Here is a 13,644-nt window from a genome sequence, read left to right as displayed (position 1 = left end):
TGTCCAGTCGAGTTAGCGCTACTCTAATGTAGCGCTGAAAGAGGTGTGGTGGCAGCTTTAGAGGCTGGCCAAATATATACAAGGCCGGGCGATCTTCCGCCCCGCGCCAAAGAGAACATCGGCTTTGTTTCATTTTCTTTGCCGACACGTGCAAACCCTAGCTTGGTGAGTACCCGACCAGAGGCGGGATTATCAGCAAAGTGTCCTGCAACAAATGTATCTGCATCCAAAGCGGCCTTTGCCCAATCTAGGACAGCATTTCCAGCTTCTGTTGCAAGTCCCTTGCCCCAGTGTTTTTGCCCAAGCCAATATCCCAATTCATAATGGGATGTGGGTTTGCGTTTAAAAATACCACATCCGCCAGCAATTTCCTGAGTATCTTTGCAAATAAGTGCGAACTCATAACACAAGCCGCGCAAAAATTTTCCGTGTTGAGAAGCAATCACCCCAAAGCCAGAATTTGGAAGATAAGGATATGGCTTTGAGCCTGTCATTTTGGCAACTTCATAATTGCTGAAATGGGCATCAATTGCTGGGCCGTCGTCTAGTTTCCATGGGCGCAGAGTCAGCTGTGCTGTCTCCAATACTGGAAGCGTGGTTATTCTGCGAGATGTATCGTCGCGCGTTTCCATAATCTGCGTGTCCATTTACTCGGGTATGCCCCTTTTAAATGTCGCCTTATGATGAAAATGAGGCGAAAAAAAAGGAGAGGCGGTCACCCGCTTCCCCTTTTTGGGTCTTGTCGCGAGCGCGGCCTTCAAAGTCTTGAAGCGGCTCGGTCCTGTCTTTCAGACGTCTACCGCTATTCAGCTGCCTTTGGAGCATCTGCCGGAATGACGTTAATGTATTGACGGTTTCCAGCACGCTTGCGGAAGTTTACATTGCCTTCCACTTTAGCGAAAATTGTGTGGTCTTTACCCATGCCGACATTGTCGCCTGGGTAGTATTGTGTTCCGCGTTGGCGAACAATGATGTTCCCCGGAATAACAACTTCACCACCGTATTTTTTTACGCCAAGACGTTTTGACTCTGAATCGCGGCCGTTGCGGGACGAACCACCTGATTTTTTGTGTGCCATAACAGCATCTCCATGTTAGGTGCGCAGTCAGCGCTACGTTACGATTACGCTAGGTCTTTTGACTCAGCTACGATTTGATCAAAAGGTACACGACCTTTGAAGATGTTTGTGTCTAATTCAGCAAATTGAGCTTCAGTTAGAGCAGCAAGTTGAGCAAAGCTTGTGTAGCCTGCTTCTGCTAGCTTACCAGCAGCAACTTTACCAACACCTGTTAGCTTTGTGATGTCATCGCTAGATGCAGCTTTTGGTGCTGCGGCAGCTTTAGGAGCAGCCTTTGGTGCAGCAGCTTTTGCTTCTGCCTTTGGAGCTTCTGCTTTCGGTGCAGCTGCTTTAGCAGCAGTCACTTTTTTGCCGCCTTTAGCGAGGATGTCAGTAATACGAACCATTGTAAGGTTTTGGCGGTGGCCAAGCTTACGACGGTATGTGTTACGCTGACGTTTCTTAACGGTGATAACTTTCTTAGAGCGTGTTTGCTCTACAATTTCACCTACAACTTGAGCGCCAGCGATAACTGGAGCACCCATGTCTACTTTTTCACCTTCGCCAATCATCAGCACGTTGTCGAAAACGAATTCAGAACCAGCTTCAGCAGCTAGCTTCTCTACTGTGATGACGTCGTCTTGGGCGACTTTATATTGTTTTCCGCCCGTTTTGATGACCGCGAACATAACTTAACGACCTTTTGCCTGTCGGTTGACGCACCAAGGAGGCATGTTGCCAGCCTGTGCGAATTCTTCCAAAAACTTGAGACGCTTCCTAGTAACAATCAGGTAAATACCGTCAGGTTTAAAAGCGCGAAGCGCGCATATAGACGACAAGAAGCGAGAAAGTCAAATGTTTCGTGACAATGAATCGCGTAAATTTGGGATATTTCTCCAAACCGCAGACGAAATGTCAGTGAATCGCTTCTAAATGCATTCTAAAATGCTGGCAATGACGAGATTCAAATCTTTTCTCGTCATTGCCGGATAAATTCAAATATTAAGGCGCGACGCCCAATCTTTCCAATGTCGCGAGCGTTAGGCCACCGGTTGGTAGACCATCACGAAGTTGGAAGTTGCGAACTGCTGTGAGCGTTTGGCGCCCAAGCACACCATCTGCTGTACCGGCGTTGAAGCCTTGATTGTTGAGTGCTTGTTGTAATCTGCGGACGGTGTTTTGCTTTGTGTTTGTTTCACACAAGATTTCACGCCATTCCAAACGCTCGCCTGATGTTTGTGTACGTTGCTCGACTTGATCATACACAGGCGGCACATATTCTACCTCTGTGCGTTCAGGCTGAACGATACGGCGTGTCGTGCGTGTATCATACTTTGCAGGGATTTCTTTACGTTGAACAGTTGCCTGTTCGACGACCACGCGGCGACGTACAGTCTCATATTTAGCAGGTACTAATTCTTCGACCACGCGCTCTGGTTCTAAAACGACGAGACGTTTCACTGTTTTGTACTCTGCAGGAATCTCAACACGACACATGATTTCGCCTGTTGCATCATCCACACGCTCTAAAGCGCCGCGTCCAGGTTTCCATTCAACGCGGGCTGGGCGGACCATGACTTTTTCTTCGACGGTTTCAGTACGTGCTGGAATAACTTTCTTTTCCATACGTTCCGGTGCAACGACTACATTCTCTTGTACATAATCATAGCGCGGCGGCACAGGCACATATTCAAATGACGCTTCTTGCACGAGATATGTTTCTTCAAATGTTTCATATTGTGCTGGGATTTTCTTGATCTTCTGAGATTCAGGTTTAATCAAGATTTGCTGAACGCTTGTGGAGTATTGCGCAGGCACAAGTACTTTGGCGTAACATTCGCCTGCACGTGCGTTTGGAGGCAAATCAACTTGCGCAAATGCTGGTGCGCTAAAGGCGCATAAAGATACAGCGACAAGCGCCTTCGAGTTTAGTTTCATGTCGTTCACCCTGCGAAATACGTGTAATTTCATATAGTATATTAACGTCTCATTAAGAAAGCGTCACGTCTAGCGTGTTCGTCCTTGAGGGGTAATTGTGACTGCAATTGCGACATGAAAACAACGCTTAGGGGAGTTTTTATGCAGTTGGAGGGGCGCGTGTTGCTAAGTTAACGGCTTTGTCGTTAGGGCTGCTAGGGCGGATAATTTTTGTTTCAATGCTGTGAGAGCTGCTTCTGGTGATAGACTGATGAGGGTGATCTGGTCGCCTGCTTGTATCTGGCCCAGCCTGTGCCTGTCACATGATGCTATCGTGCCTATGCGCGGATAGCCGCCTGTTGTTTGCGCGTCTGCAAGTAAGATAAATGGTAGGCCATTTTCAGGGCATTGAATGGTGCCCGCAAAAACGGGTGCGCTTTTCATCTTTCCATCTGAGCTTAAATTTAGAGGCGTTCCTTCCAATTGGATTCCCATACGGCTCAGTCGGGAACTTGCTTTGAAGGGAGAATGCGTGAGTTGTTTTGCGCTTTCTTGCGTTAGCACGTGGAACTCTGGCCCCTCGCAAAACCGGAGACTCCATTGACGACTGAAAAAGGGACGAATGTGTTGAGGTATAATTTGAGAGGGAAGGGAGGGAGGATTATCTGCAAATTTCAATATATCGTCTTTTTGCAATCCGCGCCCTAAATGTCCGCCGAAATTGGCGGGAAGATAGGTCGATGTGCTTTTAAGAAATGTCTGCGCTTCAAATCCGCCAGTAACCGCTAGATAGATACGCAGGCCTAAACTGGGAGGTGGGATAATCAGAGTGTCGCCCGCATTGGCGTGTATGGGGGTATAAAAATGAAGCGGGACGTTATTTAGTGTTGCTGAACTAGGTGCGCCAGTAAGAGCAATGGAAATGGGCGCGTTGATAACCGCTTTGAAACCACCGCCAGTGATTTCAATATTTGCCGTGTCAGCTTCATTGCCCAGTGCAATATTGGCAAGCGCATGTGATAGGCTGTCTGCGGGCCCAGATGAGGGCACACCTTGGTGGCGGAATCCAAGACGGGGATTTCCTTGCAAAGTTGCCTGCATACCAGATGCTAATATTGTGAGACTCATGATTTTACCGCCTCAAACTTAACTTGCATGCCCGCTTTTAATATGAAGGGGTCATCTTGCGCGGCATCAAAAAGGGTTGCGTGAGTGCGTCCTATGAGAGGCCAGCCGCCCGGTCCTTCAAGGGCGTAAATACCAGTATATCCCCCAGCTATTCCGATTGAACCAGCAGGCACACGAATGCGCGGTTGTTTGAGGCGCGGGATATTCCAATCAGCGCCACTTATGTATGCAAAACCAGGGGTGAAACCGATTATCTCAATCGGGTAAGTTTTACTTGTGTGGGCCGTGATAAATGCGGTGCGATCAATACCCAGACTTTCACACACTTGATCTAAGTCGGGGGCTGCACTTGGACTATAATCTATTGGGATGGTGAATGTGTCTGGGTTTGCTTGAGGTGCATCTGATATGTGTGCGGCTGTTTTTTGCAGCATTGCCAAAAGCGTTTGTGCATTCTGAGTGAGCGGATCAAATTGAACGCAAATACTATCAATGCCCTCAACGACCTCTTTAAAATGAGGCAGGGCACGCAAAGACGCGGCAATCGCAGTGCGGTTTAATGAGGGGGGGTAAGTGATAGAGATGAGATCATCAGCGATCTGCAAACAATTAAGAAGTTGACGTGCCATGAATGTGTGCTTGGACTGTGAAACTGGCTATTTCCAAAGCGCGTTTAATATAGCGAGCGCTCTGAACCGCATTTGGGGTGTCGCCATGAATACAGATACTATCAATATTGAGCGAGAGTGTGTTGCCTGTGTCTGTTTGAATAAGTTCGCCTTCAGCCAATGCGAGCGCTTGAGCACAACGCTCCAAATCTGAATCAATCATCGCGCCGTCGCGCACACGCGGTACGAGTTGGCCTGCATCTGTGTATCTGCGATCGGCAAATCCTTCACGGATAAAATGACGATTTTGTTGTTTTGCGACCAATTCGAGCTTGCTGTTTGGCATGCCCATAATTGCGGCGTGTGGAAAGATTTCACGCGCCGAACATACAACAATCCAAGCCAATTTTTCTGATGTTAATGCATCATTATAAAGTGCGCCATGCGGTTTTACATGGACGATTGGCACGCCATAATGCACAGCTGCTTTTTTAAGGGTGCTCATTTGATCAAGAAGATTGGTTTCAAGATCAATATCGCGCATCGTCATTGATGTGCGGCCAAAATTTTCTCGGTCGGGATAGGAGGGGTGGGCACCAATGCGTACATTGTTGAGTTTGGCGAGCATAACTGCTTCCGCCATACTTTCAGCATCCCCTGCATGACCACCACACGCTATATTGCAGCTTGAAATATAGGGCATAAGCCCTGCATCATCTCCGCACCCTTCGCCAAGGTCGGCATTGAGGTCGATCATACGTGTCATATGTCTATTGAAAACGCTCTCGCGATTCCGCGCAAGCCCAAGCCAAGGGTTATTATTACCACCAAGCCGCCAGCAATATTGGTTTTAAGCGTATTGGTGTGCGCGCCCAGCAGGGATTTTTTGTTCATTATGACAAGCAGGAAGCTGGCGATAATGGGTAAAAGTAGCCCATTCGCTGTTTGCGCAATGAGGATGAGTGAGATTGGACTTATGCTTGTAAGGCTAAATAGAACCCCAATTAAAAGCACACTTAATGCTGTGATACGGAAGATGCGTTTTTTCTGAGCATCATCTGATGTGGGCCATATTTCGGTGATGACATAAGCCGTTGCGAGCGGGGCAGTGATGGCGGATGTCAGGCCCGCGCCGAAAAGACCTATCCCAATGAGATATTTTGCGCCGGCACCAAAGACTGGCTCTATAGAGCGCGCTAGATCAGCGGCGCTGCTAATGCCGAGGCCTGATTTAAACATAGAAGCGGCGGCGGTGGTGAGGATGAGTATGGAGACTAGCCCGCCCAAACCAACAGATAGAATCGTATCTGAACGTGCGGCTTGGATATCACCATTCGGGCCCCAGCGTTCACGCGCTGTGGCGGCATGGAGGAACAAATTATAAGGCACGATTGTTGTGCCGATTAGGGCGATGGCTGTGAGCGTGCCGCCGTCTGGAATGCGGGGGATAAGGCCGGATGCAAATTGAGATATATCCGGCTTTACAATACATGCCGCGATTAGGAAGGCAGCACTCATGACTAAAACAAGGCCGACCAAAATACGCTCTAACAGCTTGTACTTCCCATAAAGAAGCAGGCCACCCGCGATGAGGGCGATACAGAGTAAAATGATAGATCTATCTGGCCCGCTTGGTCCCAATATCGCTTGAAGCCCCAATGCACCGCCGGATAAATTGCCGGCTTCATACGCTGCATTGCCGATAGCGAGGGCCGCAAATACCAATATTGCGGATGCCATTTTAAGCATAGGGTTGGACGTGTTACGCATGAGCGCTTCACCCAGTCCTAATTTAGCACCAACGCCAAGGCGGGCTGCCATATCTTGCAAAATAATCGTGGCAAGCGTGGCAAACACCAGCGCCCAAATAAGGGCATAACCAAAATTAGCACCTGCAAGCGTGCAGGCTGTGACAGTGCCGGGACCTATAAAAGCAGCGGCAACTAATGCTCCTGGGCCAATACGCAGTTTCATTCTGAGGCAGCGGATGCGATGCCGCGTTTAGTGGTTAGGTATGTCGCGAAACTGCCGAGCCAATGGCTTCCTGAATAGTGTTCATCTGAAACAGAAGCGATACCTTTTTCTGTGTGCAATTGGGCGGATGCCAGCAAGCTTGCGCGTCTTGCATCATCTGCTGGTAGAGCGGACGCAATACCTTCCAATGCCCAAGCGCGCGAGAGGTTTACGCCATCCAAGTGGACAAGTTTTCCGTCGGTAGCATCCAAAACGATACCCGGTGCCAGCCAGTCCGCGCTACCATCTTCAGGAATATCGGGAAGGAAGGCGCTAAGCCATGTCGCGAATGTGTTTTGAGGCATGATGCGGCGCATAAGGTCTGCTTCCATGAGGCAAGGAGAGAGGAAATCTTCTCCAGAAGGCTCGTATGTAAGCGGGCAATTTATGTCATTCTCGTGGAAGCGCATTGCGCTGTCCGAGAGAGATTTTTCAAAGTCTGAATTGCCTATCGTGCGGGCATAATCGAGCATTAAACCAAAGGCAAAAGATGATTGGTTATGTGTGCCGGATCGGATCGGGTAAGCGAGTGATTTGAGCCAGGTTTGGGTTTGCTCAACAATGATTTTTTCCAATGGCTGCAATATGTTGCGCCATTCTTGCATTTTGGGGTCTTCACTCGTGTGAAGTTCGGCGACTAATTGCAAAAACCACGCGCGGCCATAAGGACGTTCGAAGGCACCTTTGCCGTTTGTGGAGAAATACTCCACCTCTCCAGCAAGGTTTTCTGGCGTGAAACTTTTGTCTAATTCTTGAATAATAAGCGTGCGCAAGGGTGTGTCAGGATCGACGGTTAGAATGCGTGTGAGAAGCCAGTGTCCGTGTACGGATGAATGCCAATCAAAGCAGCCGTAAAACGCGGGAAATAACTGCGAAGGTGGCTTTGAATCGCTATCTTGATCGAGGACAATAGAGACTTTGTTGGGGTATTCTTGATGCAGACAAGTCAGGGCTAAACCCGCAAATCTATCCTCAACAACACCTGCGCGCGGAACGGGCAGATGGAGTGGTTGTTGGGTGTGGTCTGTTTGGACAGTTGGACTTGGTGTCGTGCTGGTTTCAGGCGGCGGTGTGTCCTGCTGGGAGCAGGCAGCTGCACTGATGGCGACGGCACTTAGAAGTGTGCAAATGATTTGTTTCATAATTGACCCCGCTTAATTGTGAAAAAGGGAACACAAAAAAGCGGATAAGGGAAGGCCAATTTGGAAAATGAGAGAGGCTTAGCTCACGCCTGCTTTCAATAGGTCATGCATATGAATAACGCCGACAGGTTTGTTATCCTCAAGGATGAACATTTGCGTAAAGCGCTTTTCATTCAATGTATTAAGGAGGGTGGAGGCGAGTGTTTTTGTGTTCGCTGTGATGGGCGAGCGTGTCATGGCTTCATCAACGGTAGAGACTGTCTTGCCTGAGGTGACGAGACGGCGGACATCTCCGTCTGTGAGCATACCGATAAATGCGCCGTTTGCATCCGTAATGCCGACACATCCCCATCCTTTTTGAGACAAAACATTGAGCGCTTCTGACAGGGTTGCACCTGTTTGAACGAGGGGAAGTTCATCCCCTGTATGCATGAGATCCGTGACTGTTTTGAGCATCGCGCCGAGTTTTCCGCCGGGGTGGAAAACGCGGAAATCTTCAGCTTTGAAACCCTTACGTTCAAGCAAAGCAACCGCTAAAGCATCGCCTAAAGCGATGGTGAGGGTGGTAGATGTGGTGGGCGCGGAGGTTAGTGAGCATGCTTCAGGGCCATCAGGGATTAGCAAGGAGATATCCGCAGCTTTTGCGAGCGTGGATTCTGCTTTTGCACAAATGGAGATGAGCGGGATTTGGAAGCGGCGCGTATAGTGGATAATATCTGATAATTCGCTGGTTTCACCCGAACGTGACATGGCAATCACAACATCACCTTTTGCAATCATGCCAAGGTCACCATGGGACGCTTCTGTGGGGTGAACGAATATAGAGGGTGTACCTGTGGAGGCTAAAGTTGCTGCGATTTTTCGGGCGACATGACCTGATTTCCCAACCCCAGAAACAATGACGCGGCCTGTTGCGCCAAGGCAGGTTTCAACTGCTTGAACAAAGCGATCATCCAGAGAATTTGCCATTAAATTCAAGGCTTCAGCTTCCATTGAGAGGACGCGGCGGGCTGTCGCTATGTCGGCATTGGAGGCTGTGTTTGAAGAAGATGTCATGGTGGGATCACACTCTACTTTATGATTTCAATTTAACTATCAGATGGGGCTGGTCTTAGGTTCCAGTCAAGCACTTGGGCGTGCGTTTTATTGTCTATTGTCTGTACACGGACGATGCCGTAAGCGCCTGTTTTCAGCTTTAATTCATAGCCATTGGTGTCATTTGCAGCTTGCAGGGCAAAACGGGCAACACCGTTTGATGTGACGATAAGAACAGGCGTTGCAGGGCCTGTTTCTGGCAGAGGCAGGCGGGCGATTTGTGTAAATAAATCTTTCCACGCAGCAATGATTTGCTGAGGATTAACCTGCCAGCCATCGGGTGGAATGGCATGATTTTCCCACGCTGTGAGGGCATCCTGACCTATGCGTGCTAGGACGGTGCTTTCGGGCTGGTTCTCGTCTGGTCCATAGTCGATCTCGCGCAAGAATTCGAGTGCTTCAAGGTCGTATGCGTCAGATGCTTGCTGGCTTAAAATTGCGGCGGCGGTTTCGCGTGTGCGCTTTAGCGGGCTGCAATAGATTTTCTCAAATCCTGAGACGGATACAGAAAAATGTGCAGCAAGAGCATCGGCTTGAGCTTGGCCTGAAAGAGAAAGCGGCAAATCGGTGCGCGCACCGACACGTGTAACAACATCGCCCTTATCAAATGTATTGCCGTGACGAACAATATATATATCGCGCATGGATTAAGCCTTGTTCTCTGTCGGCATATCTAGGGGATCACCATGTTGAGCGATGAGTTTTTCTGCGTGTTCTGCATCGTCTAAAGTATCTACACCCCACATTGCATTTGGCCCTGTTTGGACTGCGACTGTCATGATGCGCATACCGTTTTCGAGGAAACGAAGCTGCTCTAAGCCTTCGAGCTTTTCATAATAGCCTTCAGGCAGTGAGGTGAAACGGGCTAATGCGGCGCGGGTATAGCCATAAAGACCAATATGACGCCAAACAGGAGATAAGGGGGCTGAGCTACGAAGTGCGTCTTCTTTGCGGATAGCGGGTAGGATGTTTTTGGAAAACCATAAGGCTTCTCCATCTCTGCGCCTAACGCAAGACGTGCCGGAAAAGGGTTGGATTTGCTTTTGTTCACGCATGATATCAAGCGCATCCCACGGCATTTGCAAAACGGGGGTGACGACATCAGCGCGGCTCGTTTTGCCTGCATTGATGATCGCGTGGACGTGCTCAGGCGGCGTAAAAGGAGCATCGCCTTGAAGGTTTACGATAAAATCAGCATCAGCTTTGAAAATATTCGTGGCAGCGAGGGCGCGATCCGTACCCGAGGCAAGATTTGGGTCTGTCATGACAACAGGTGCGCCAATTTCTTTTGCGTGCGCCTCAATCCGCGTGTCATCTGTGGCGACAACATAGGAGACTTTACTATCAGCTGCGCACACTCTTTGAGCGATATTTACGACGCGTGATAATAAGGTGTGGCCTGCGATTTTATGGAGTGGCTTTGCTGGAAAGCGCTTGGAGGCATAACGTGATGGAATAACGATAAGTGATTTCACAGGCTAATCTCGCAGGCGGTATGTGGGTTGTTAAGGGTGTAACGTGCTTTGGGTGTTGGCAATTGTGCCTTGAAAGTCAACTCTATGTAAGGCGTGGGCTTACATATTTAGGGCCGTAAATGGTGTTTTTCACCACAAGTATTAACCTTACCACTTTCCCTGCTGGCAAACCCTGTTACATCTTAGCGCCTCAAAGGAGACGCTTCTATGCCTGTGACACGCGAACTCAACGAAGATAGCCATGTAATGTTGGTGGATGCTTCGGGATATATATTCCGCGCATTTCATGCTTTGCCGCCTTTAACGCGCAAATCTGATGGCTTACCGGTTGGGGCTGTGTCTGGCTTTTGTAATATGTTGTTTAAGCTGCTTGAAGATACAAAGGGCAAGGATGAAGCAACGCATTTTGCATGTATCTTTGATGCGTCCAGCAAAACTTTCCGAAATGATTTAGATGCGCGCTATAAAGCGCAGCGCCCGCCTGCGCCTGAAGACTTAGTGCCGCAATTTCCGCTGGTGCGGCGTGCTGCCATTGCATTCGGGACACCAGCGATTGAATTAGAAAATTATGAGGCAGATGATTTGATCGCTGCCTATGCGCGTATTGCGGAAGAAAAAGGCGCGCGCGTGACGATTATCTCATCAGATAAGGATTTGATGCAGCTCGTCACAGATAAAGTGTCGATGCTGGATACAATGAAAGATCGGCATTTATCGTTTGATGCGGTGATGGATAAATTTGGCGTGGCACCAGATCGCGTGACGCATGTGCAAGCGCTTGCAGGCGATAGCGTTGATAATGTGCCGGGTGTTCCGGGAATTGGATTGAAAACCGCCGCGCAATTAATCAATGCTTTTGGTGATCTTGAAGGCTTGCTTAAATTTTCGAGTGAGCATGCGCCAGATAAGAAGAATAAGCCGCATGAGCTTTTAACATTTAAGCGCCACGAAAACCTTTATCAGTATGCGGATGATGCGCGTATCTCGCATAAATTGGTGACGCTGGATGTGCATACGCCTGTGCCTGTTGCGATTGAAGAATTTGGTGTGTGTGAGCCAAAGCTTGAAGAGCTTGTGCCGTTTCTTGATGAAATGGAGTTTCGTACCATTACGCGGCGCGTGCAGGAAAAAATAGGCAATGGTGCAGCGCCGACTGCGAGTGCGGCAAGTGAAGGCGGTGTGGATGCGAGCATGCCTGTGGCGGCGAGTGCTGAAGCGATTGATGCCTCTAAATATGTGACTGTGATTGCGCCCGAGGATTTACGCGAATGGATGGCGCGTGCTTCTGCAGTGGGTGTGATTGGGGTTGATACCGAAACCGATGGGTTGGATTCTGTAGCGGCGAATTTGGTGGGCGTCTCATTGGCATTGGGGCCAAATGATGCGTGCTATATTCCGCTAGGCCATACGGGTGATGGGGACTTGCTAGGCGATGGACGGCCTGAGCAAATGGATATGAAACTGGCATTGGAAATTTTAAAGCCCATGCTGGAAGACCCTTCTATTTTAAAAGTGGGGCAGAATTTTAAATACGATATCAACGTATTTTATCGTGCTGGCATGGAGGTGCTGGGTGCGCCGATTTTGCCATCCCCTGTGGATGATACAATGCTGATTTCAGCCACGCTTGAGGCGGGTTTGCATGGTCATGGCATGGATGCACTGGCGGAGCTGCATTTCAATCACAAGCCTATCGCGTTTAAAGATGTGGCTGGGACGGGCAAGAAGCAGATCACCTTTGATAAGGTGTCAGTGGGCGAAGCTACGAAATATGCGGCGGAAGATGCGGATGTGACGCTGCGCCTATGGGCATTGCTTAAACCGCGCCTGTCTGCGGAAGGCATGGCGACGCTTTATGAAACGATTGAGCGGCCTATGGTGCCTGTTGTTGCGCAAATGGAACGCGCTGGGATATTTGTCGAGCGGGAAACATTGTCGCGATTGTCCGGCGATTTTGCACAGCGCATGGCTCAATATGAAGCTGAAGCATTTGAACTTGCAGGACGCGAGTTTAACATGGGTAGCCCGAAACAGATTGGTGAAATTTTGTTTGGCGAAATGGAGCTGCCAGGCGGGAAGAAAACCAAAACGGGTGCATGGGCTACGGGTGCTGATGCGCTAGAAGACCTTGCAGCGGAGGGGTATGAATTTCCCAAAGCGTTGCTGGGGTGGCGCTCTCTTTCAAAATTGAAATCAACTTACACAGACGCGCTGGGCGAGTGCATTAATCCGCAAACAGGGCGCGTGCATACAAGCTTTAATTTGGTGGGCGCACAAACAGGGCGTTTGTCATCCTCTGACCCGAATTTGCAGAACATTCCTATCCGTACCGAAGAGGGACGTAAGATAAGGGCGGCTTTTGTGGCGCAAGAGGGCAATGTGCTGATCGCGGCGGACTATTCACAGATTGAGCTGCGATTATTGGCACATATTGGAAATATCGACTCGCTGAAAGATGCGTTCAACAATGATCTCGACATCCACGCCATGACGGCATCGGAAATGTTTGGTGTGCCGATTGAGGGCATGGACCCAATGATTAGGCGCAAAGCCAAGGCGATCAATTTTGGGATTATCTATGGAATATCTGCGTTTGGGTTGGCGCGGCAATTGGGTATTCCACGTGGAGAAGCGTCTGAATATATCAAGGCCTATAATGCGAAATTCCCCGGCATATTGAAATATATGGATGAGATGAAAGCCTTTGCCCGCGAGAAAGGGTATGTGGAAACAGCCTTTGGTCGCCGCATTTGGATGAAGGGGATAAATGGCAAAGGCCCAGAGCGAGGTTTTGCTGAACGCCAAGCCATTAATGCGCCTTTGCAGGGATCTGCGGCGGATATTATCAAGCGGGCGATGGTGAAAATGCCAGCGGCTTTAGAAAAATCGGGTCTGCAAGCTAAAATGCTGTTGCAAGTACATGATGAATTGATCTTTGAAGCGCCAAAAGCTGAGGCAGAAAAGACGATTAAGCTGGTGAAAAAAATCATGGAAACAGCAACATTTCCAGTGATGGATTTATCTGTTCCGCTATTGGTGGAAGCTGAAGCTGCGCATTCATGGAATGAAGCGCATTAGGCGTTAACTCATCACAAAATAGAGGCGATGAAACAATATCGCATGCCAATCTGAAGATCGGTATAATTATTGCTGATAGTTACATGAATTTGTAAAGGTAGGCGGTTAAGTAGCTTTATAAATTCAGTCGA

At 49.0% G+C, this 13,644-nt stretch carries 13 protein-coding genes; 1 reads left to right on the top strand and 12 read right to left on the bottom strand.

What is annotated here, in order from left to right:
• Positions 1–23: 23 nt before the first annotated feature.
• From ACFQS8_RS10955 to ACFQS8_RS10900, 12 genes are all read right to left on the bottom strand, one after another.
• A complete protein-coding gene (locus ACFQS8_RS10955; RefSeq protein ID WP_382167375.1) occupies positions 24–647 on the bottom strand; it encodes a GNAT family N-acetyltransferase in 624 nt (207 codons plus the stop codon).
• A gap of 155 nt (positions 648–802) precedes the next feature.
• Positions 803–1,078, bottom strand: coding sequence for a 50S ribosomal protein L27 (gene rpmA, locus ACFQS8_RS10950; RefSeq protein ID WP_382167374.1), 276 nt, complete (start codon positions 1,076–1,078; stop codon positions 803–805).
• A 44-nt stretch (positions 1,079–1,122) separates the two neighbouring features.
• A complete protein-coding gene (locus ACFQS8_RS10945) occupies positions 1,123–1,746 on the bottom strand; it encodes a 50S ribosomal protein L21 (protein WP_382167373.1) in 624 nt (207 codons plus the stop codon).
• Positions 1,747–2,059: 313 nt separating this feature from the next.
• Positions 2,060–2,995: a peptidoglycan-binding domain-containing protein gene (locus tag ACFQS8_RS10940; protein ID WP_382167372.1), complete on the bottom strand. Its 936-nt coding sequence runs from the start codon at positions 2,993–2,995 to the stop codon at positions 2,060–2,062.
• A gap of 165 nt (positions 2,996–3,160) precedes the next feature.
• A complete protein-coding gene (locus ACFQS8_RS10935) occupies positions 3,161–4,102 on the bottom strand; it encodes a 5-oxoprolinase subunit C family protein (protein ID WP_382167371.1) in 942 nt (313 codons plus the stop codon).
• A complete protein-coding gene (locus ACFQS8_RS10930; RefSeq protein ID WP_382167370.1) occupies positions 4,099–4,731 on the bottom strand; it encodes a 5-oxoprolinase subunit B family protein in 633 nt (210 codons plus the stop codon). Before ACFQS8_RS10930 ends, ACFQS8_RS10935 begins: the two co-directional genes overlap by 4 nt.
• Positions 4,712–5,476 (bottom strand): 5-oxoprolinase subunit PxpA, encoded by a 765-nt coding sequence (gene pxpA, locus ACFQS8_RS10925; RefSeq protein WP_382167369.1) that lies wholly within the window; start codon positions 5,474–5,476, stop codon positions 4,712–4,714. The genes ACFQS8_RS10930 and pxpA overlap by 20 nt, the downstream gene beginning before the upstream one ends.
• Positions 5,473–6,684 carry an Nramp family divalent metal transporter gene (locus ACFQS8_RS10920; RefSeq protein ID WP_382167368.1) on the bottom strand — a complete coding sequence of 404 codons (1,212 nt, stop codon included), beginning with the start codon at positions 6,682–6,684 and terminating at the stop codon, positions 5,473–5,475. The genes pxpA and ACFQS8_RS10920 overlap by 4 nt, the downstream gene beginning before the upstream one ends.
• Entirely contained in the window at positions 6,681–7,865 is a 1,185-nt protein-coding gene (locus ACFQS8_RS10915) for a DUF2891 domain-containing protein (protein WP_382167367.1), read from the bottom strand. The genes ACFQS8_RS10920 and ACFQS8_RS10915 overlap by 4 nt, the downstream gene beginning before the upstream one ends.
• 78 nt (positions 7,866–7,943) lie before the next feature.
• The gene (locus tag ACFQS8_RS10910) at positions 7,944–8,921 is read right to left on the bottom strand and encodes a KpsF/GutQ family sugar-phosphate isomerase (RefSeq protein WP_382167366.1); all 978 of its coding nucleotides are present in this window, start codon (positions 8,919–8,921) and stop codon (positions 7,944–7,946) included.
• Between the two features lie 32 nt (positions 8,922–8,953).
• A complete protein-coding gene (locus ACFQS8_RS10905; RefSeq protein ID WP_382167365.1) occupies positions 8,954–9,604 on the bottom strand; it encodes a histidine phosphatase family protein in 651 nt (216 codons plus the stop codon).
• A 3-nt stretch (positions 9,605–9,607) separates the two neighbouring features.
• The gene (locus tag ACFQS8_RS10900) at positions 9,608–10,435 is read right to left on the bottom strand and encodes a 3-deoxy-manno-octulosonate cytidylyltransferase (protein WP_382167364.1); all 828 of its coding nucleotides are present in this window, start codon (positions 10,433–10,435) and stop codon (positions 9,608–9,610) included.
• A gap of 207 nt (positions 10,436–10,642) precedes the next feature.
• Between ACFQS8_RS10900 and polA the strand changes: the two genes are divergently transcribed.
• Entirely contained in the window at positions 10,643–13,513 is a 2,871-nt protein-coding gene (gene polA / locus ACFQS8_RS10895) for a DNA polymerase I (protein WP_382167363.1), read from the top strand.
• The last annotated feature ends 131 nt before the right edge of the window (positions 13,514–13,644 follow it).

This window comes from Hirschia litorea, from assembly GCF_042665075.1.
Classification (GTDB): domain Bacteria; phylum Pseudomonadota; class Alphaproteobacteria; order Caulobacterales; family Hyphomonadaceae; genus Hirschia; species Hirschia litorea.
Note: the sequence above shows the minus strand (reverse complement) of the source record. Positions and strands in the feature narration are given on the sequence as shown.